At 65.0% G+C, this 20446-nt stretch carries 17 protein-coding genes and 4 pseudogenes; 8 read left to right on the top strand and 13 right to left on the bottom strand.

Annotation, left to right across the window (positions count from 1 at the left end; all coding sequences use genetic code 11):
• The first annotated feature begins 23 nt into the window (after positions 1-23).
• Positions 24-647, top strand: a complete 624-nt coding sequence (locus TK90_RS07035) for a hypothetical protein (RefSeq protein WP_017926091.1) — start codon at positions 24-26, stop codon at positions 645-647.
• Positions 648-719: 72 nt separating this feature from the next.
• A complete protein-coding gene (locus TK90_RS07030) occupies positions 720-2255 on the top strand; it encodes an L-lactate permease (protein WP_012982787.1) in 1536 nt (511 codons plus the stop codon).
• 21 nt (positions 2256-2276) lie between these two features.
• Here TK90_RS07030 and TK90_RS15450 read toward each other — a convergent pair.
• Positions 2277-2402 (bottom strand): annotated as a pseudogene (locus tag TK90_RS15450) (hypothetical protein); the annotation flags it as partial.
• A gap of 52 nt (positions 2403-2454) precedes the next feature.
• On the opposite strand from TK90_RS15450, the pseudogene TK90_RS07020 reads away from it, so the two are divergent.
• Positions 2455-3608, top strand: a pseudogene (locus tag TK90_RS07020) (IS3 family transposase).
• A 29-nt stretch (positions 3609-3637) separates the two neighbouring features.
• On the opposite strand, the pseudogene TK90_RS07015 reads toward TK90_RS07020, so the two are convergent.
• A pseudogene (locus tag TK90_RS07015) lies at positions 3638-4081 on the bottom strand (hypothetical protein); the annotation flags it as partial.
• A 685-nt stretch (positions 4082-4766) separates the two neighbouring features.
• Between TK90_RS07015 and TK90_RS07010 the strand changes: the two are divergent.
• A complete protein-coding gene (locus TK90_RS07010) occupies positions 4767-4979 on the top strand; it encodes a CsbD family protein (protein WP_012982783.1) in 213 nt (70 codons plus the stop codon).
• A 30-nt stretch (positions 4980-5009) separates the two neighbouring features.
• Here TK90_RS07010 and TK90_RS07005 read toward each other — a convergent pair whose 3' ends face one another.
• Both TK90_RS07005 and TK90_RS07000 read right to left on the bottom strand, forming a co-directional pair.
• Positions 5010-5747 (bottom strand): Crp/Fnr family transcriptional regulator, encoded by a 738-nt coding sequence (locus TK90_RS07005; protein WP_026148194.1) that lies wholly within the window; start codon positions 5745-5747, stop codon positions 5010-5012.
• Positions 5748-5993: 246 nt separating this feature from the next.
• Positions 5994-6440 (bottom strand): PRC-barrel domain-containing protein, encoded by a 447-nt coding sequence (locus TK90_RS07000; protein WP_012982781.1) that lies wholly within the window; start codon positions 6438-6440, stop codon positions 5994-5996.
• Positions 6441-6575: 135 nt separating this feature from the next.
• Between TK90_RS07000 and TK90_RS06995 the strand changes: the two genes are divergently transcribed.
• Together TK90_RS06995 and TK90_RS06990 are read left to right on the top strand one after the other, a co-directional pair.
• Positions 6576-7850, top strand: a complete 1275-nt coding sequence (locus tag TK90_RS06995) for an IS256 family transposase (protein ID WP_012981820.1) — start codon at positions 6576-6578, stop codon at positions 7848-7850.
• A 566-nt stretch (positions 7851-8416) separates the two neighbouring features.
• A complete protein-coding gene (locus tag TK90_RS06990) occupies positions 8417-9175 on the top strand; it encodes a GGDEF domain-containing protein (protein ID WP_017926094.1) in 759 nt (252 codons plus the stop codon).
• Position 9176: 1 nt separating this feature from the next.
• Here TK90_RS06990 and TK90_RS06985 read toward each other — a convergent pair whose 3' ends face one another.
• The 5 genes and pseudogenes from TK90_RS06985 to TK90_RS06965 all read right to left on the bottom strand — a co-directional run bounded on the left by TK90_RS06985 (position 9177) and on the right by TK90_RS06965 (position 14360).
• The gene (locus TK90_RS06985) at positions 9177-9893 is read right to left on the bottom strand and encodes an OmpA family protein (RefSeq protein WP_012982779.1); all 717 of its coding nucleotides are present in this window, start codon (positions 9891-9893) and stop codon (positions 9177-9179) included.
• Positions 9890-11459: pseudogene (locus TK90_RS06980) on the bottom strand (EAL domain-containing protein). Before TK90_RS06980 ends, TK90_RS06985 begins: the two are co-directional and overlap by 4 nt.
• A 312-nt stretch (positions 11460-11771) precedes the next feature.
• Complete coding sequence (locus tag TK90_RS06975) at positions 11772-12185, bottom strand: hypothetical protein (RefSeq protein WP_012982777.1); 414 nt, start codon at positions 12183-12185, stop codon at positions 11772-11774.
• 202 nt (positions 12186-12387) lie between these two features.
• A complete protein-coding gene (locus TK90_RS06970) occupies positions 12388-13371 on the bottom strand; it encodes a pentapeptide repeat-containing protein (protein WP_012982776.1) in 984 nt (327 codons plus the stop codon).
• Positions 13368-14360: a patatin-like phospholipase family protein gene (locus tag TK90_RS06965; protein WP_012982775.1), complete on the bottom strand. Its 993-nt coding sequence runs from the start codon at positions 14358-14360 to the stop codon at positions 13368-13370. The genes TK90_RS06970 and TK90_RS06965 overlap by 4 nt, the downstream gene beginning before the upstream one ends.
• 97 nt (positions 14361-14457) lie before the next feature.
• Between TK90_RS06965 and TK90_RS06960 the strand changes: the two genes are divergently transcribed.
• Positions 14458-15396: a DUF523 and DUF1722 domain-containing protein gene (locus TK90_RS06960; RefSeq protein WP_012982774.1), complete on the top strand. Its 939-nt coding sequence runs from the start codon at positions 14458-14460 to the stop codon at positions 15394-15396.
• Entirely contained in the window at positions 15389-16870 is a 1482-nt protein-coding gene (thiI, locus tag TK90_RS06955) for a tRNA uracil 4-sulfurtransferase ThiI (protein ID WP_012982773.1), read from the top strand. Before TK90_RS06960 ends, thiI begins: the two co-directional genes overlap by 8 nt.
• A gap of 9 nt (positions 16871-16879) precedes the next feature.
• Here thiI and TK90_RS06950 read toward each other — a convergent pair whose 3' ends face one another.
• From TK90_RS06950 to TK90_RS06935, 4 genes are all read right to left on the bottom strand, one after another.
• Complete coding sequence (locus TK90_RS06950) at positions 16880-17887, bottom strand: MDR family oxidoreductase (RefSeq protein WP_012982772.1); 1008 nt, start codon at positions 17885-17887, stop codon at positions 16880-16882.
• Positions 17888-17925: 38 nt separating this feature from the next.
• Positions 17926-19185 (bottom strand): GspE/PulE family protein, encoded by a 1260-nt coding sequence (locus TK90_RS06945; protein WP_012982771.1) that lies wholly within the window; start codon positions 19183-19185, stop codon positions 17926-17928.
• Between the two features lie 56 nt (positions 19186-19241).
• On the bottom strand, positions 19242-19559 hold the full coding sequence (locus TK90_RS06940; protein WP_012982770.1) for a hypothetical protein: 318 nt from the start codon (positions 19557-19559) through the stop codon (positions 19242-19244).
• A gap of 92 nt (positions 19560-19651) precedes the next feature.
• Complete coding sequence (locus tag TK90_RS06935; RefSeq protein WP_041444229.1) at positions 19652-20401, bottom strand: methyltransferase domain-containing protein; 750 nt, start codon at positions 20399-20401, stop codon at positions 19652-19654.
• Between the last annotated feature and the right edge of the window lie 45 nt (positions 20402-20446).

The raw sequence follows: 20446 nt of genomic DNA, 5'->3' as shown, positions 1-20446 counted from the left end.
CGGCCCCGTCAGGCGATTACGCTTTGTTTCCTCGCTGGTTTCTGGTTGTCTACCTGCTGTTTGTCTGCGTCCTGGTGCCGGTCTACGCGGTCCAGTATGGCTGGCTCAATTTCCTCTGGCTGTCCAATCTCGCGCTGATCGCCGGGTGCGCGGCGGCGTGGCTGGAGAGCCGGCGTCTGGCGAGCATGCTGGCGGTAGGCGTGGTGCTGCTGGAGATGGGGTGGGTGATCGACTTCCTGCTGGGGCTTGTGTTGCTGGGCAACCCGCCCTTCGGCTTTGTCGCCTACATGTTCGATCCGGAGATTCCGCTCTACCTGCGGCTGTTTTCCCTTTACCACCTGCCGCTGCCCTTTGTCCTGCTGTGGATGGTCTGGCGCCTGGGGTACGACCCGCTGGCGGGGCGTTTGTGGATACTGGTGGGCTGGGCCGTCTTGCTGGTGTCGTACCTTCTCTCGACCCCTGAGGCGAACGTGAACTGGGTGCTTGGACCGTGGGCGCGCCCTCAGGAGCTGGTGCATCCGTACGTGTGGCTCGCAGCCCTGATGGCCGGCTGCGCCCTGGTCTGGTGGCTGAGCCATCGCATGCTGTGGTGGGGCATGGGTCGTTTCGGGCATGTTCATCCGCGCCGGGAAGATGAGCGCGGTTGATCTGACGCAGTGGGCCCCGGCCCGGGACAGGCGATACTCTCCCGGGAACGCTTTTTCGAGGATCGCGCGCGCATGACGCTTTTCTGGGTGGCCCTGGTGCCGTTCGTGGTGCTGTTTGTCTGGCTGGTGCCGCTGCGTCGGCCGGCCTACGAGGCCGCGCCACTGGCGTATCTGGCGACACTGATCATTGCCCTGTGGGTCTGGCAGATGCCGGGGGCCGTGCTGGGTGCCAGCCTGCTGGATGCGGGGGTGGTGTTTGTCGAGGTCATGCTGATCGTGGCCGTCGCGCTGTTGGTGCTGAACGTGATGATCGCGACGGGCCACATGGATGCGATCCAGTCGGTGATCGCCAGTGTGTCGCGCGACCCGCGCGTGCTGGCGATGTTGCTGGGGTGGGGCCTGGTCGGATTCGTGGAGGGTATCGCCGGGTTCGGGACCCCGGCCGTGCTGGCCGCACCGCTGCTCGTCTATTTCGGGATGAAGCCACTGAAGGCCGTGGCGATCGCGCTGATCGGCAACAGCACGGCCGTGCCGTTTGGCGCGGCGGGCACTCCCGTGGTGATCGGCTTCGCGGGGCTGGGGCTGGACGATGCGGTGGTGCAGGAGGCGGTGGTTCGCACGGCATTCATTCTGGCGCTGCTGGCCGTTTTTATCACCACCTTCATGATCTGGGTCACCACGCTGGGCGAAGAGAAGGGGCGTTTTCGCGAGTTTGTGCCGTTCGCGGTGCTCTCCGCACTCGCGTTCGGTATTCCGTATGCCCTGGTGGCGTGGCTGATTGGCCCGGAACTGCCCTCGATCGTGGGGGGCATCGTCGCGATGGGGGTCATCGCGCTGGCAGCGCACAAGGGCTTTCTGCTTCCCGCTGGGCAGCGCAGCGCCGAGGCCGATCCTGCCCCGATCGGGCGCGTGCTGCTCGCCTTCGTGCCGTTTGCCGTGATGTCGGTGTCACTGATCGCTTCGCGCACGGTGATGCCGCTGCGCGAGGCCCTGCAATCGGTGCGCTGGTCGCTGGGCGAGTTTCAGGGGGTGGAGCTGGGGCAGAGCCTGGCCCCGCTGTACACGCCTTATTTCTACTTTGCCCTGGCGCTGGTCACCGCGCTGATCTTGTTTCGCGTGGGGCGCGCCGCGCTGGGCGAGGCCGTGGTGGCCACCGGGCGCAAGCTGCGGGTGGCCGCGATTGTGCTGATCTTCATCATCGCGCTCACCCAGGTCCTGCTGATGTCCGAGCTTAACGCGGCGGGGCTGCCCTCGATGCCTCAGGTACTGGGGCAGGGCCTGGCGGAGTGGCTGGGGGGTACGTTCGTGCTGTTCAGCGGATTCCTGGGGGCGCTGGGGTCGTTCATGACCGGAAGCGCGACGGTCTCCAATCTGCTCTTTGCTCGTCTGCAGGCGGATACCGCGGAGGCGTTGGCGTTGTCGTTACCGTCGATTCTCGCCCTGCAGTTGATCGGCTCAGGTGTGGGCAACATGATCTCTTTGCACAACATCGCGATGGCGGCCGCCGCCTGCGGCCTCCAGGCGCGCGAAGGGCAGGTGGTGCGGGAGACGATTGTGCCCGTGGTCGTGGTCTGTCTCGGGGCCGGGTTGCTGGCTTTTGTCTGGTAAGCCTCCGGCCCCGAGTACGGTTCAAAAGTTGTAGCCAAGCCCCAGGGTGTACGCGAATGCGCCGTCGCGGAAGGCATCTTCGGCATCGCTCGAGCGGCGGAAGAACCACTGGTATTCCACGCGGCCCAGCACGTTGAAGTGGTCCAATGACAGCGGACACCCCAGTTAAGCCACACTAGATGGGTAACTGGAGGTGAATGTGAGCAAGCAGAGACGAGCGCGATACAGCCGGGAGTTCAAGGCCAACGCGATTGCGATGGTCGAGAGCCAGGGCTATGGCTGCACGGAGGCGGCCCGGCGGCTCGGGATCAACCGGAGCATGCTGTCCCGCTGGCAGCGTGAGGCGCGGCGCAAGGCGGCCGGCGAAGCCGTTACTGAGCCGGCCTCGAACGGTCAGGAACAGGAGTTGCGGCGGCTGCGCGAGGAGAATCGGCGGCTGCGGGAAGAGCGGGCCATCTTAAAAAAGGCGGCGGCCTTCTTCGCCAACGAGTCGGACTGAGATATCGGTTCATTGAGGCGGAGAAGGCGAACCATGCGGTGACCCTGCTGTGCCGGACCCTGCGGGTCTCCCGGAGTGGATTCTACCAATGGCGCCAGCGCGAGGATGCGGCTGATCCGATCCATGCCGAGCTGCTGTGGCATGTGCGTTCGGTGGACCAGCACTTACGCCACCGAGCGGGGAGCCGCCGGATGGCATATGAGCTGCGCCAACGGGACTTTGCCGTGGGACGGCACCGGGCTCGGAGCCTGATGCGGGAAGCCGGTCTCGAGTGTCAGCAGCGCCGTCGGCGGTGGATCTCGACGACCGACAGTCAGCACCGCTTACCGGTGGCCCCGAACGTGCTGCGGCGCCAGTTCCGGGCTGAAGGGCCCAACGAGATCTGGGTGGCCGATATCACGGCGCTGTGGACCTTCGAAGGCTGGGTCTATCTGGCGGCGATCCTGGACCTGTATGACCACCAGGTCATCGGTTATGCCCTGGCCGACGGCATGCCGGTGGAGCTGACCCTGGAGGCGCTGGAGATGGCGGTCCGGCACCGGCGACCGGCGCCGGGGCTCATCCATCACTCGGATCAGGGTAGCCAGTATGCCGCCACGCGCTACCAGGAACGGCTGGATGCGTTGGGCTTCGTGCCCTCCATGAGCCGCAAGGGCAACTGCTGGGACAACGCGGTGATGGAGCGCTTCTTCGGCGCACTGAAAAGCGAGTGGACCGACGCCCGGACCTACCGTACCCGCGAGGCCGCCCGACTGGATGTCGTGGAGTACATCGAAATGCAGTACAACAGCGTCCGACCCCACACGGCCCTGGGCCAACTTACCCCCCGGGAGTGGGAAAAGGCTGTTGCTTAGAATGGGTGTCCGTTCTCACTTGACCAGAACACGTAGGTGTTTTCCAGGACGTAGTACTTGAGTCCGCCCTCCAGACCGGCAAAGCCGCTGTCGCGGACGCCATCACCGTAGATCACGCCGAGACTGCCACCCCCGAATGGGCGCAGGCGGCCGTCGCGGGTCTGCAAATTGGCATAGCCGCGGGTCGATCCGTTCCAGAAATCATCACGCAGCGATTCGCCCTCGATACTGGCGTAATTGACGCTTTGGCGGACCCCGAGGATGAAGTGGTCGCGCAGGTACCATCCCATCTCGCCGGACACGCCGAAATTGGTGTTGTCGAACTTGCGGTCGCTGCTGCCGGTACCGGACAGCGAGAACTCGCGATCGCCCTGAGAAGGACCGAAGTTCGCTGCCGATCCCTGCTGGGCCTGCGCGGCCGCCAAGGGAAGGGCACCGGCCAGGCAGAGCGTGAGCGCCAGTAGTTTTTTCATGATGCAGGCCTCCGTGTTGCACCCCGTCCAGGCTGGATCGCGGGCGTCTCCGGGGACAGGCGCCAGCGAGGCCGACGCTTGTCCCTGCGGACAGATTGCATGCGGATACCGGTATGGTTCTGTACGGCGGCGCACACAGAAGCCGCTCATTGCTAAAGGAAACACTGATCCATGTGCACACTCGCGTTGGCACCCCAGGTTGTCCGAGACAAGGCGCGCTGTGCAGCGGGTAGTGGTTCTACCCGCAAGCGGTGCAGCACAGGATCGGGGCCCCCGGGGTACCAACCCCACAGTCCAATAAACGATGGGGCGCGGCCGCCCGTTGTTATCAAAAACGGGCGCGGGAACGGCGTTGCGGTTCCTTTGTGCAGAATGACTGCGCGGCGGTCACCGCGCCTTGCTCGCACGCAAAAGCGACGAAGCAGCGAGCGTGTACATGGATCAGTTTTTCTTAACGGAAACCGAGAAAGCTCAGGATTACCAGCACAATGACGACAAAGCCGACGATCCAAATGATGTTGTTCATCATGGGTAGATGACCTGACTGGGTGGGTGGAGGCTCCAGTGGGTCACACGAGGGAGTGGGAAGTCTGTGCGTCGTCGCACAGACGCCCCCCGGGCCGTCTGTCTACGCTCGGGAGTGGATCAGCACTGTCGCTGGTCAGCGACTAGACGAGGATTGCAAATGAACTGGGATATCGTTAAAGGGAACTGGAAGCAGTTCAAGGGGAAGGTCAAGGCTCGCTGGGGGAAGTTGACGGACGACGAACTCGACACCGTGGCCGGCAAGCGGGAAGAGCTGGCCGGCCGCATTCAGGAACGCTATGGCGTGACGAAGGACGAAGCGGAGAAGCAGCTGGCGGAATTCGAGAAGAAGATCGACCGGGATGAACACTGATCGAAGTAGCCCTTTGGCGGCGTCGCGGGACTAGTACTGGGACGCCGCCGGTTCGCCAAGGAGTCGCGCATATTCGCTTGCGATCACCCCATAGCACTCGCAGCTGCGATTCTCGAGCCCTGGGCGGTCCAGAATGACCAGGCGGCCCCGGTGGTAGGTGATCAAACCCGATTTTTGCAACCTCCCGGCGGCCTCGGTGACTCCTTCTCGCCGCACCCCCAGCATGCTCGCAATGAGTTCGTGCGTCATTTTAAGTTCCCGGTGTGGCGAGCGGTCGTCGCTTAACAACAGCCAGCGACAAAGCTGCTGCTCCACCGAATGGTGTCGATTGCAGGCGGAGGTCTGTGCGATTTGCGTGAACAAGGCCTGCGTGTAGCGCAGCATGAGTCGTTGCAGTTCGCCCGCTTGGGAAAAGGCCTCGTTGATGATGGTGCTGCGGATTCGATAGGCGTGCCCAGCCATGCGTACCGTGGCTCGGGTCGGTGTTGTGTAGCCGCCCATTAACAGGGAGATTCCAACCAGTCCCTCCCGGCCGGCCACCGCGATCTCGCCCGATTTCCCATCCTCCATCACACACATCAAGGCGATGATGGCTTCGGTGGGAAAGTAGACGTAGTGGGTCTCCGACGGACCCTCATAAAGGCTGGTGCCCAGTGGCAGCAGGACCGAATTCAGATGTGGGTGCAGCGATTCGTATTCACTGTCCGGCAGGGCCGCGAGCAGTCCATTGTCGAGGGGCATTCGCCCGATCGGTCGGGTTAAGGGCACCGGTGGGTCCGTTTGTTGATCGAGAGAGTTCGAAGGTCCGAAAGATTCGGATTATGAATAGCTTAAGGATAGCCCTTCGAGGTGGGTCAAGCCCCGTATCTCCGACTGAAATCTTCCAGACCGGCGGACCATTTTCGCGTTAAGGCACTTGGCGTAGCGACGCCCAACGTTTGGCAACGGTCAGGTCGCGGTGGAGAGGAGCCGACCCGAGGGAGGCGATGTCCCTCGGGTCGGGTATAGCCAGCCCTAGTCGCGTTCGTACTCGGGCGCTTCTTTCAGGGTGTCCTCGTCCATGTCGATGTACAGCTTGACCTCGTCGCCTTCGGTGGAGCGGTCAATCCGGTCCCAGGCGATTGCGATGTCCTTCTCGCCCATACCCAGAACACCGCCGGTGCCGATTACGACGGCGATGATCCGACCATCCTGGTCGATGACGAGGTCGTTGATCTCGCCGATCTCATCATCGTCGGTCCGGCTATGGATTTTCTTGTCCATCAGATCGGAGGCATGCAGTCCCTGCGCCGGCATACGGTCAATATGAGGGGCATCATGACGTTCTTCGGCATCGCGCTCCTCCATTGCGTTGCGGTCATTGCCGTTCATCTCGTGTTCGCCCGCCATGGCGGCGCTCATGCCAAAGGCGAGGACGGGGATCATCGCGGCTGCGAGTTTGAGTGAGGTGCGTTTCTTCATGGTTATGCTCCTTGAAGGGGCCGGCGTTGACGCCGAGTTACTGTCAAAAGTGGTGTACGGGGGGATTGAGGAAGGCGGCGTATCCGGCTGGAATGGAAGTGCGACCAACCAGCCAGCCAGAGGAGATACGCCAACATGGCTCACGATACGACAGAGAACCCGAACGGACCAGAGGACCCGTTGACCGATCTGCTGCGCCGCGGGGCGCGGGATCTGATCCAGCAAGCGGTGGAGGCAGAGTTGCGGACGTTCATGGAGACCTACGCGGAGGATCGCATGCCGGACGGTCGCCGGGCGGTCGTACGCAATGGCTATCAGCCCCAGCGCCGGGTTCAGACCGGCATCGGCGATGTACCGGTGCAGGTGCCGAAGACCCGGGATCGGTCCGGCGGTGGCCGGCACTTCACGTCGAGCCTGCTGCCCCCGTATCTGCGCCGGGCGCGCTCGGTCGAGGAGCTGCTGCCCTGGCTCTATCTCAAGGGGGTGTCCTCGGGCGACTTCCAGGAGGCGCTGAGCGCGCTGCTGGGCGAGCAGGCCCAGGGGCTGTCGGCCTCGACACTGGGCCGCCTCAAGCAGCAGTGGCTGACCGAGCACGCCGAATGGCGCGAGCGTGATCTCCGCGCCTACCGCTACAGCTACTGGTGGGCGGACGGTATCCACTTCAACCTGCGCGGGGAGGACGACGAACGCGCCTGTGTGCTGGTCATCATCGGGGTCCTGCCCGACGGGACCAAGGAGTTTGTTGCCCTCGACGACGGGATGCGCGAGTCCGAGCAGAGCTGGTACGAACTGCTGGTGCGCCTGCGGGATCATCAGGGCCTCGCGAACGGCCCGAAGCTCGCCATCGGCGATGGCGCGCTGGGCTTCTGGAAGGCCCTGGCCCGGGTCTACCCGGACACCCGCCGCCAGCGCTGCTGGGTCCACAAGACCGCCAATGTGCTGAACCGGCTGCCCAAGCGCAGTCAGCCCAAGGCCAAGTCCGCCTTGCAGGCGATCTGGATGGCCGAGACCCGCGCCGACGCCGAACAGGCCTTCGACGCCTTCCTGACCGCCTACGGCGACAAGTACCCGAAAGCCGCCGAGACGCTGGCCAAGGACCGGGAAGACCTGCTCGCGTTCTACGACTTCCCAGCCGCGCACTGGCAGTCGATCCGGACCACCAATCCGATCGAATCGACCTTCGCCACCGTGCGGCTGCGCACCGACAAGACCCGGGGCTGCGTGACCCGCAACACCGTCTTGAGCCTGACGTTCAAGCTCGGTCAGAGCACGCAGAAGCGCTGGCGTCGGCTCCGGGGTTACGAATGGCTCGACAAGCTCGAGCGCGGGGTCAAGTTCATCGACGGCATCGAGCAGACCGAACCGACCAACGACGAGGCATCCTCCATCACCGACCGGAGCGCCGCCTGAACCCGCCATCGCTCATACACCAGACTTGACCATAACTCGTTGACGCCGGAGGTCAGTGTCACGCTCATCGCCAGGGTTTCGCCCCGCACGATGCATACGCGTCCCCGATCATGTGGTCGGTTGCAATGTCGGTCTGTACGCCGGACCACAAATGGCCGCAATAGGGACCAGGAGTGCGATGAACGTTGGGTTATTGGCAGGACGATTCGAGCTGTGCAGGCAACTGGATGTTATCCGCCGGTCGTTTGCCCGACGGGGTGCTAGGCTCAGCAGGAGGGCCGGCACGCAAGCGCCCGTCGATCCGAGAGACGCCGATGACGCTCGTCCAGAACCGTGGCTTTCGTAGCCAATGCTTTTGGCTTGGCTTCGGGGGACTGTTGTGGCTGTTCCTCTCCATCCCCGTTTGCGCCAGCTCGCAGACGTTGTCTCATGCCGGAGTCTTTCTGCAGGGCAGCGATGCCCAGGGTCACCTGGTCCCTTGGCGGCTGCCGGGGTCCGGTGGGCCGGAGCCGCCGTGGGGCAGGGAATCGATTCCGCCCCAGGGGACACGGAATGCGTTTGACCGGTTGGATGATCAGGATGCCGGCCGGCGTGTGCTCTACCAGGACAGGCCAAACCTGCCGAGCGAGCACGCGGCACGCGTGGAACTCGATCAGGCATGGTGGTACCGGATTGCACTGATCGCAGGCGCTACCTTGCTTCTGGTGACTCTGCTTCTGCTGCATTACGTGCGCGTAAGCCGCCGTCTGCGGCAGGAGGCCGCCCTGCGCCAGGAGGTTGAGGCAACACTGCGTCAGCAGCAGGAGGAACTGGTGCGTCTGGCCAGTACGGACGCCTTGACGGGGGTGTGGAACCGCCAGAAGTTCAAGACCGAGGCGGAACACGAGGTGGCTCGGGCGGAGCGTTACAATCTGCCACTTTCGTTGATTTTCCTCGATCTGGACTATTTCAAGGAGGTTAACGACCGCTACGGTCATGCGACGGGGGATGCCATCCTGCGGGAGATGTGTCAGCGGCTGCAGGCGTGCCTGCGCGAATCGGACCGTCTCGGCCGGTGGGGCGGCGAGGAGTTCCTGATTCTCGTGCCGCACGCCGACTCGGACCGTGCAGCGTTGCTGGCGGAAAAACTCCGCCAGGCCATTGCGGACACACCGGCGGCCCATGGCCAGCCGATGTCGATCAGCCTGGGGGTGGTGTCACGCGAGCCCGGAGATGCCCTGGAAGATCTTGTGCGCAAGGCGGATGCGGCGCTCTACCGCGCCAAGGCGCGTGGTCGAAATCGTGTTGAGGTCCACCGCGCGGATGGAACGCCAGACGCTTTGTGAATCAGGTGGCCGTGAGTGGTTCCACGCGTAGCTCCACGCGGCGGTTCAGGGCGCGCCCATGTGGCGTGTCGTTATCGGCAATGGGGCGGTCCGGTCCGTAGCCGATCGCAATGATGCGCGCCTCTCCGACACCATTGTCGTGCAGGTGACGCCCGACCGACAGTGCCCGTTGTTCCGACAGGTGCTGGTTGTAACCGCGTGCACCGGCGGAATCGGTATGCCCGGCGATCGTCACCAGGCTGGCGTCGTACTCTTCGAGCACCTGCCCCAGGGCATCGAGGGTGGATACCATGTCCGGGTGAATCTCCGCGCTGTTGGTCTCGAAGGCCTTGGCGCCCGGAAATATCAGGGTGATGATTCGCCCTTCGCGTTCCATTTCCACGTCGTGACCCGCCAGCTTCTGGCGCAAGCGTGCGGTCAATACGTCCATATAGAAGCCCACCCGATCCAGGGCGACGGATTCATGCCCCTCGTCCAGCAGGTGCTGGCGACGTGCACTGACGGCGTCGTCATCGCGCGCCAGATAGACCGCGTTCCGGGGCGCCGCGTGAGAATCGTCCCGGTGGGCGGTATCGCGAGCGTCGCGCGCCGGCTCGCCGTTGGCGTTGGCGGCTTCGTCAGGCGCGCGTTCTCCCTGGGTGGGAATGACGTTACACCCGGTCAACAACAGTGTCGCGACGATGGCGGCAAGCATGTTGTGGCGAATAATCGCGTTCACTTCGAGTCCCCGGCTTGTTGGCACCAATCACGGAATGCGCGCGCTGAGAGGGGGCGGCTGAAGCGATAACCTTGCCCGAATCCAACCCCTTGCTGGCGCAGCCACTCGACCTGATGCCTGGACTCGATGCCTTCGGCGACGATGTTCAGCTTCAGCGAGCGGGCCATCACGATGATATGGCTAATGATGTTGCTGGTCACCGCTTCGTGGCCAATGGCGTCGGCAAATGTTTTGTCAATCTTGAGGGTGTCCAGTTCGAAGCTCTCGAGGTAGGCCAGGCTGGAGTAGCCAGTGCCAAAATCGTCAATGGCGATGCGATGGCCGCGGGCGCGCAAATCCTGGATTCTCTTGCGAACGTCATCCGTGTTAAGCAGCGAGCGCTCTGTAATCTCGAGTTTGATCGCGCGGGCCGGCACCTTGGCACGCTCCAACTCGCGCTGGAGGGCTTCGCTAAAGCGAGTCGAGGCCAGATCCTGCCCGGTGATGTTCAGGTTGACCGGGCAATCGGGCCGCTCGCGCAGTTGTGGCCCCAGCTCGCGGAGAACACAGCGCAGGATCGCGAGGGTCAAGTCGGTTCCCTGTTCGGTATCTTCGGCCAGGGGCACGAAGACATCCGGGCCAATGGTTTCCCGGTTATCGCGCCGCCAGCGCGCCAGGGCCTCGGCACCCTGGCAGGCGCCTGACTCCAAATGAACGATGGGCTGAAATACCACCTGCAGCTGGTCCTGCGCGATGGCCTGGCGTAGCTCCTGAGCCAGACTGAGCTGGTGGCGGAAATAGCGCAGGATCAGAAACAGCCACAGCCCAACCAGTAATAGGCCAAAGGCCCCGGCCCCGGCCAGCGTGGGCAGATAGCGCTGCCAGAACTGCGCCATCGGCTGCACGGCGATGATGTCGATGGGCAGGATCGTGTCCAGCGACGACCGGCTGACCAGCCGCTGTTCGGCGCGATCCACCGTGAGTCCGGGTGCGAATGACTGGGGATCCGGGACTTCGGCACCCGGGGGATGGGTGATCATCGGCATGGACTCGACCCAGAGCCCGACTTCCTGATCCTCCAGCATGCCCGGGTTCACCAGCAGGCGCGGATCGATGGCCACGTCGTGCTGGCCATAGCGCATCAGGAAGAGTTCTACGCCGCCGATTGCCGTCGTGGGGCCGGGCCACCAGGCCACCAGGCCGCTGTCGTAGATACGGCTCGCCTGGGGGGGGGGTGAGCGCATCGCCCTGGACAAAGCCGGCGCCGCATTCGCGTTCTACCGCTCGCCAGTAACCCACAGCCCGAATATGGGGCCGCGAAATCGCGGCTTCCTGCAACTGGTTGAGGTGCTGCGGCGAGCAGGGAGTCACATCGAGGGCGTTGAGTTCGTCGAGCAGGTCGCGCGCGTCGAGGATCGCCTGCTCGGTTTGCTGGCCGAGCTTCTGCGCGAGTTCATCCAGACGCTGTTCCTCCGCGACCACGGAGCCCTGCCAGAGATACCAGCCCAGGAGGAACAGCGGTAGCAGGAGCCCCAGGACGGTTACGCCAAAGACGGCAAACAGCAGCTTGTCGCGCCGTGTAGCCATGGCGTTCCATCCTCCGCGAGCCCCGAATAGACGGGATTTCAAGAGTGTAGCATGGGGTTATTGGGATCCTGCCGCATCCGGGAGGATGGTGAGAAGGATGGCCACACCGTGAGGAATCACGATGAACAAAAAGGTCGCTGCGAGGGAAAAATCGGGGTTGTCACTCAGCCAGCACGAAGGCGTGTCGGTGGCCTGCGACTGTTGCTCGTGCGAGGCGGAGCCCTATTGGTGGGAGGTTGCCGCGGAAATGGGGATCGATCCGCAGTCGGACAAGCCGGACCGGGCGGCAAGTGCCGCCCGGCCGGGAGGTGATTACTCGACCTCGACGGAGCCTTCGGCACCGCCTTCAGCGCCGGCTTCGGCACCACCGTCGTCGCCTTCGGCTTCACCGCCCGCACCGGCTCCGGCACCTGCATCGGCGCCCACGCCACCACGGGCATCGTCGTCCTGACGAACATCACCGCTGGCGCCGGCACCGCCGCTCGCGCCAGCACCCCCCTCGGCACCCGGGGCCTGGCCTTCGGCCGCCGCACCGCCGGCGCTCCCGCCACTGGCTTCGCTGCCCATTTCGGAGCCGCCGGCGGCTCCACCGCTGGCTTCGGCGCCGGTCTCGGCGGCGCCTTCGGCAGCCGCACCCAGGTTTTGCGCCTGTGCGGTGGCGAGACCACCCAGCGCGAACATCGAGGCGAGGGCAAAGGCAATTGCAGTCTTGCGATAGCTATACATCAGTACAACCTCCTGTTTCGGATTTAGGAACGGTACTTCCGTGCCTCGCGACCGACCGATCGGCCATCGGCTCGTGTCGGTCTGCGTGTACAGGTCTAGCTCCCCGGGCAGGGGAACGAAAGGGGATGGGCGGGAAGGTGCGAACGCCTTCACTGCACAGACGGGAGGAATCGTACGTCGGTCAAATTATTGTCCGGTACGGTCAGTCGGTCGCGCTGGATGCGCAATGGCCAACGGAGCCTGCCGCGCAGATGCGCCCATCAATCCAGATGGCGCGGTCCAGTCGAGCCCCTTCCAGCCGGGCGTCGGTCAGATCCGCGCCGGAAAGGTCGGCATGGCGCAGGTCCGCATCTTCCAGACGGGTGCCCCGGAGTCGAGCGTTCCGCAGGTCGGCACCAGTTAATTGGCCGCGTGAAAGATCGGCCCCGTCCAGGCGGGCTCGGTCGAGGCTTGCGTAGCGCAAATCGGCATCCGCGAGTTGCGCGCGTTCCAGCCGCGCGGCGCTCAGGTGGGCGTCATACAGGCTGGCACCGGCCAGGTCAGCTCCGCGCAGCGCAGCGCCGGCCTTGTTGCAGTAGTTCCAGTTCACCGAGGGCCCGGGTGGCGCATTGCAATCCGGTGCCGGCGTGATTTCCTGTTGCAGCGCAAACCAGACCAGCAGGCCCGTGGCAAGCAAAAGCGCAATGCCAGACAGGATCCAGGGGCGTGGACCCTGTACCCATTGCCGCCAGGGAAATGGCGTACGGTCGAGCAGGGCGGCCCATAGCTGGCGATGGCTCAACGTCTCCAGGTTCTCGGGACAGCGGCGGTCGCCCTTGCGCTGCTCGCGGTAGAACGGTTCCGATGCCCGCGAACGGCGTTCCCGCAGGCGTTCGTCCTCGCGCAGCCGGGCGCGCTCCAGGCGTTCCTTGCCACCCGGGGTGTTGGCCAGACGCACTTCCTCGGGAATCAGGTGGGGGCGTTCGGCGATCCGTACCCAGAACTCCCGGTCCTGGCTGATCTCGTCCTGTTCGGTCAGGCGTCCCAGGATCAGGAAACGGCCGATCTGGCGCGCCGGGTAGGGCCCGCAGACGCCATCCGGGCGGCGCAGGAACCAGCGTTCGTGGCGCACGGCCTCGGGCGAGGAGGCGGGCGGGTCCGTGGACCCGGTGGCCGCGTCCGATGGATCGGAAGGCTGCGTGGTCATTGTCGGGCGCCCTGATCACGCGTGACAGAGTCGCTGGGTAGCCAGTCCTTCAGGTGCTGGCGCAGCTCGGCGGCGCTCGGCTGGGCGGCCTCCAGGATCAGGTGAATGCGGTTGAAGTGGAGCAGCTGCGCGCCGCCGGTATCGGGGGCCAGGTAAAGGTCCGGTTGTTCACGCCGCATCATCTCGCGGATCAGCGATTTCTGCATGATGCTGAAGGTCTTGAACAGGAGGTCGGTCAGCCCGGGGGGTGGCCGGTCGGTGGCATTCCATGCGCCGGATACGTCGACCGCGATCACGATGTCGACCTTGTCGCGGAGTCGGTCGTACGGCAGTGGATTGGAGGCCCCGCCGTCGATCAGCAACCGGCCGTCGTCCGACGGTACGGGCTCGAACAGACCGGGCACCGCCATGCTCGCTGCAATGGCCGGAAAGAGCTCGCCCTCCTGGAGCGTGACCGTCTGGCTGGTCCAGTAGTCGGTCGCCACCACGGTCAGCGGGATGCGCAGTTCGTCGAAGCGGCGGGTCGGGGTGTGCGTGGCGAGAAAACGCAGGAAGGTGTCGGCGTCCAGCAGGGCGTTGCGGCCCAGGCGCAGGGGGATGAGTTCGAACAGCTCGAGATCCGAGCGCGCCAGGCGCGAGAGGGCGTCCATCTCCGATCCGGCGAAGTCGTCAAAGATGTCGAGGATCTCTTCCGCACTGAGACCGGCGGCATACAGGCCGCCGATGATCGCGCCAATGCTGGTCCCCGCGATATGGTCCGGTTGCAGACCCAGGTCATCGAAGGCCTGCAGTATTGCGATGTGGGCCAGACCGCCCGCACCGCCGGAGCCCAGGGCCAGACCAATAGTCGGACGGGTATCGCTGGCTGATTCCGTGTCGTCGGCGTTCGCCGGCATGGCCACCCACGCCAGCAGCATCAGGGCCAGCAGCAGAACCAGGCCAGGGCGGGTCTTCGAGATGCGGCGCTGGAGGGATTTGATCGCGAACACGCGGATGCTCCGGCAGATACTGTTGGCAGTATAGCGGTCGGTGTCGCATGGCGTGGCTTGCTACCCTGAATGTCCTGCATATCCATCCGCATGGCAGATGAATCCGCACCCAACCCCCAATCTCGGCGTGTCGCAGTGTTTGCTCGGCGAACCCGTGCGCTACGACGGCGGCCATCGGCGGGAGGCCTTTCTGGTCGAACGGCTGGCACGCCATGTCACCTGGGTACCTGTCTGCCCGGAGGCGGTGCTGGGCACGCCGCGCGAGCCGATGCACCTGGTTCGTGAAGGGGGACGCCTGGCGCTGCGCGGGAACGAAACGGGTGGTGACTGCACAGGACCCGTGCAGGACTTTGTTCAAGGGCGTGTGCCGGCCCTCGCGGACGCCGGACTGGATGGCTACATATTCAAGGCACGATCGCCCAGTTGCGGGCTGGAGGTTCGGGTGGCGAACGAGGCCGAGCCTGCTGCGGGCCTGTTCGCCGCCGCACTGACCGATGCGCTACCTGACCTGCCCGTCGTCGAGGAGGCCGGGATGGCCATCTCCAATACCCGCGAGGCCTTTGTCGAGCGCATTTTCGCGCATGCGCGGGTGCGCGAGTTGTTTGCCGCGCCGTGGACTCCGGCGGATCTGGTGCGTTTCCATACGCGCGAAAAGATGCTCCTGCTCAGCCACGACCGTGTCGGCTACGACCAGCTGGGGCGCTTTGTCGCGAAAGCCGCCGGGCAACCGCGAAACGAGGTCGCGCACGGATACCTGCAGCGGTTTATGCGGGTGCTGGCCACACCGGTGTCGGTTGGCCAACATGTGAACGTGTTGCAGCATATGGCCGGGCATTTTCGCGAGCATCTCGATCCGTCCCGTCAGGCGAGCCTGCACGGCGCGATCGACGCCTGTCGGCGCGGCGAGTGCCCGCCACGCGACATTTACGCACGGATTCGCGCGATCGCCCGGGAACTGGACATCCAGTGGGTGCGCGAGCAAAGCATCCTGAACCCGTTTCCCCAGGAACTCCTGAACGAAGAGATCCATGACTGACGTCGCCGCCACCCCGATCATCGTACGCCTGGCCCCCGAGATTCACCTGAAGTCGCCCAGCACCCGGCGCCACTTCACGCGGGTCCTGCGGCGGAACCTCAAGCGTGCGCTGACCGGCATCCCGCATGACTTGCGGACCCACCAGGGCCGGCTGGTGCTCTATACGCCCAAGCCGGAGGCGGCGCAGTCGATCCTGCACAAGACCTTCGGGGTCAGCACCTTCTCGCCGGTCGAGGTGGTGCTCAAGGAGGTCTCGGTGGAACGCCTTTGCGAGGTCGTGGGCGCTCATTTCACGGAGGCCGTGCGCGGGCGCCGGTATGCCGTTCGCTGCAAGCGCCATGGCCGCAAGGATATCTCGGCAACGGAGGTCGAGCGGCGGGTGGGTGCGGTTCTGGACGGGCCCGGCCGGGTCGATCTCGACCGCCCCGAGGTCGTCGTCCGCATCGATCTGGACCGCGAACAGGCCTGGGTCTATTCCAGGCGCGAGCAGGGGGGCGGGGGATTGCCGCTGGGGGTGCAGGGGCGCGCCATGGTGCTGATCTCGGGCGGGTTCGATTCGGCGGTCGCGGCCTGGTACATCATGCGCCGCGGGACCGCCGTGGACTTTGTATTCTGCAACCTCGGCGGGACCGTGCACGAGGAGATGGTGCTCGCGGTCTGTCGCCGCCTGGTCAGCGACTGGGGCGCGGGCATTCGCCCCAGGATGTTCAGTGTCGACTTTTCCGGCGTGGTCGATGACCTGCGCGCGAAGGTGCCGGGCGATGCCTGGCAGATCGTGCTGAAACGGCTGATGTATCGGGCCGCCGAGCCGATCGCGCGCGAGCGCGGCGCAGAGGCGCTGGTGACCGGCGAAGCACTCAGCCAGGTCTCTTCGCAGACGTTGTCGAATCTGGAAACAATCGATGCCGCGGCGGATCTCCCGGTGTTGCGGCCACTGATCGGTTTCGACAAGACGGAAATCATGAATCGTGCGCGCGCGATCGGCACATTCGAGCTGTGCGAGAAGGTCCCCGAGTTCTGCGCGATTGCGAACCAGCGGCCGATGGTGACCAGCACGCGCGCTCACATCGAAAAGCTGGAAGCCGTGCTCAGTGACGACTGTCTCGACCGCGCCGTCGCCAAGGCGCGGATGCATGACCTGGGGACGCCGGCGCCATCCGCGGCTCGCGCGAGCCCGGTACTGGTCGAGCGCATCCCCGCGGCGGCGGAGATCATCGATTGTCAGCCGCCCGATCTGTATCGGGACTGGCACCTGCCGGGCGCGGTGAACCACCCGGCCGATGAACTCGCGGCGAGCTTCGAGCAGCTCCCGCGCGACCGCGCGTACGTGCTCTACTGCTTTCGCGGTACGCAGTCCGCGGTACTGGCCGAACGCATGCGTGCGGCGGGCTATGACGCGCGCGCCTTTGCGGGCGACGTGAGCAGGCTGCGCCGGCATTGGGACAGGCAGCCCGCGACCGAGGTGGATGTCTGAGCGCTCTCGTCAGTGGTCGGTTGGACGGACGAGGACCCGTCCGCGGACCTGACCGGCCAGCAGCGCCTCCGCGCGTTCCGGGAGCTGAGACAGGCCGATCTCTTCTGCCAGGCACCGCTCGAGCGTCTCGGTTGAGAGGAGGCGGCCGATGCGTTGCCAGACCCGTTCGCGGTCGTTCGCGGGATACTGCACCGAGTCGATGCCCTGCAGCCGAATGCCGCGCAGCAGGAACGGGATGACCGTGGTCGTCAGCCCCGCACCGCCCGCGAGTCCGCAGGCTGCGACGACGCCGCGGGCCCGCGTTTCGGCGAGTGCGTGGGCCAGGGTGTCGCCCCCCACGCTGTCGATCACGCCCGCCCAGCGTTCGGACAGCAGCGGGCGGTCGGGCCGCTCGGCGAGCTCGCCTCGGGGCACGATCGAACGGGCGCCCAGGGCCTGCAGGTGCTGGGCGTTTTCCGGCCGGCCGGTGGCGGCCGCGACGCGATAGCCCAGCGCGGCAAGGAGTGCGATCGCCAGGTTTCCCACGCCGCCGGAGGCGCCTGTGACCAGGATCTCTCCGCTCTCGGGGGTGATGCCACCGTGCTCCAGCGCCTCGATCGCCAGCATGGCGGTAAACCCGGCCGTGCCCACGATCATCGCGCCACGCGCATCCTGGGTGTCCGGCATCGGGGTCAGCCAGTCGCCCTGGACCCGAGCGTATTCCGCGAAGCCGCCCCAGTGGCGTTCCCCGACATGCCAGCCGGTCAGCAGGACGCGATCCCCCGAACGATAACGTTCGTCGGTCGATTCGCTCACGGTGCCCGCCAGGTCGATCCCCGGCACATGGGGGTACTCCCGTACCAGGCGACCCAGTCCGTTGAGGATCATCGCATCCTTGTAGTTCAGCCCCGAGTACTCAACGGCGACCAGTACTTCCCCTGCCGGGAGATCGGTCGGGTTCAGGGTGGATACCTCGGCGATCGGTCGTGGATCGCCCGCTTGCAACAGCAATGCGTTGAAGGTGTCGTTCGGGGTCATTGGGGGGTGTAATCAGGGTTTGACGATGTGTGGTTCCGCTACGGGGAAAGCAGGCCGGCGCGGAACAACTCGTCATAGGTCGTCAGGCCGCGTTCGGCCTTGTCCATCCCGTTATCAAGGAGCATGCGCTGGCCCTTGTCGGCCAGGCGCTGGCGCAGGCCTCTGTCGTCGTGGTGGTCGAGGATGGCCGCGCTGTCGGACTCGTCCAGGTGCCAGACCTCGAAGATACCGATGCGGCCGTGGTAGCCCAGATTGTTGCAGGCGGAGCAGCCGCGCGCGGCCCAGACCGCCTCGGGCGCCTTGCGCCCGCTGATGCCGAGCCACTGTTGTTCTCGGTCGTTCGGCGCCCGGCGCTCATGGCAATGCGGGCACAGACGCCGCACAAGCCGTTGTGCGATCACCAGCTCGAGTGTCGGCGCGATCTCGAAGTCTTCAAGGCCCATGTTGCGCAGGGAGGCGACGGTACCGACTGCATCACGACTGTGCAGGGTGGCCATCAGGGAACGCCCGCTGGTGGCGATGTTGATCGCGCCGCGGGCGGATGGCCCGTCGCGGACCTCCCCGACCAGTACATAATCCGGATCGAGTCGCAGCAGGGTCTGGGTGCCTTGTTCGAAGTCGAGCCCCTGGTCGGTATTGATCTGGATCTGGTTCACGCCCGGGATGGCGTACTCGACTGGGTCCTCGAGCGTGATGATCTGCTGGGGTGTCTGCCCGATTTCGTGCAGAAGGGCGTACAGGGTCGTGGTCTTTCCGCTGCCGGTGGGGCCGGTCACCAGCAGTACGCCACCGGCTGTCTGTGTCCACTGGCGAATGGCCTCGACTTCCTGTTCCGGCAGCCCCAGGTCGCTGATGTCCTGGAAGGCATCGGGCTCTGCCAGGATGCGCACGGACAGCTTGTCGCCGTTGACGCAGGGTACGGCCGTCACACGCAGATCCATGTGCCCCGTGTCTTCGTCGCGCCAGGCGAAGCTGCCTTCCGCGGAGTTCAGGGTGGGCATTGGATCGAGACTGGCCAGGGTCTTGAGCTGATTGGACAGCAGTTCCCCCAGGCCGGTCTCGAGTGTTGTGGCGTCCACCATCAGGCCATCGATGCGCAACCGAATGCGGTAGCCGTCAGGCTCGGGGTCGAGATGGATGTCGGAGGCGCGTACGGCGACGGCGTCTTCGATCAGGGCATGGGCCTCGAGTCGGCCCTCGGCGTGTTCGTCCTCGTTGAGGTAGTCGCGCAGGCCGGGGACCAGATGGGGTTTCAGTGCGCGCCCGTCACCGGGCGTTGGTCGGAGCGATTCCGGCATTCAGCCCCCGGTGAAAGGGTTGGGGAGGTTGCGATACCGGCCGAAGCCGGCAAGAGCTACCGTTGCGGGCGTTCGCGCAGGTCACTCGCGGAACGGGTGACCTGGGCTTCGCGGTCCAGCATGATCAGGGCCTGCGTCTCCTCAGTCTCCTCGCTCACCATCTGGTCACCTTCGACCCCGGGCGGCGGGCTTTGAGGCCGCATTTCCATGACCTGCGCGAGGGTGGGCAGCTCGACCTTCGAGACCAGCTCGGCAGTGGCGTCCTGGGCCTGCGGATTCTGCATCGTCAGCACGAAGCCGGTCGCCAGCACGAGCAGCGACAGGATAAACGGGTGCTGTTGTTGGGCCGTATGCAGCGGACGGGTATCGAACATCGATGCAGCCTGGGTCAGGTTCCTGATCCATGGACAATACCCGCGGGAGCGGGTTCCTTCAAGCAACCACGCTCCGGCCGAGAGTGCGCGCCTCAGGTCACTCGGCGGCAGACCAGAAAGACCTCGCCGACGTCTTCTGTGGGGATCATGCCCGGGTAGAGCTGGAGCGCCTTTTGCCGCTTCAGGGCCAGCGGCATGAAGTAGCGGTTGTAGTAATGCATGGCCGTATCGCGGTGATGCTGCAGGAACCACATGCCCAGGCGGGTGAGGAGTGACGAGCGTGGTTTCATGCCGAACACGCCGCTTTGGTCGATGGTAAGACCGTGGCGTTCCAGCAACGCGAACAGGCTGTTGGGCGTGTAGCGGCGATAGTGCCCCACGATTTCGTCGAAGCGGGTCCAGTATTCCGGATGGAGGGGCGTCGAGAGCAGGATGCGCGCCCCCGGCGCGGCGACACGCGTCAGTTCGCGCATGGCCTGCTCGTCATTCTCGACGTGCTCGATGATGTCGAGTGCAGAGATCAGGTCGAAGCGGCCGTCTTCGTAGGGAAGGTCGCCGATGACGGCAGATTCCGTGTGACCGCCTTCGGCGCGCAACGTGCGCAGGGCGGGCTCGCTGATATCGGCGAAGTGCGTGCCGGCGATGGGCAGCCGTGGACGCATGCCGGGCCCGACTTCAAGGCGCTCGAAGCCGTCGCGATTCAGCCGACAGACCAGCGGCCAGGTATTGAACTGATCGGGCGACACCAGTTGCGAATCTTTCCACAAGTCATTGTAGAAACGGCGATTGGTGTCGAGCAGCCGATCGTGATCGGCGGTATGCGGGGAGGCTGGATCAGACAAGCAGAATACCGGGAGCGAATATGTGACGAGTATAGGGGTTCTGTC

The organism is Thioalkalivibrio sp. K90mix (assembly GCF_000025545.1).
Classification (GTDB): domain Bacteria; phylum Pseudomonadota; class Gammaproteobacteria; order Ectothiorhodospirales; family Ectothiorhodospiraceae; genus Thioalkalivibrio.
The sequence above is the reverse complement of the archived record's forward strand: the minus strand, read 5'-3'. Positions and strand labels throughout refer to the sequence as shown.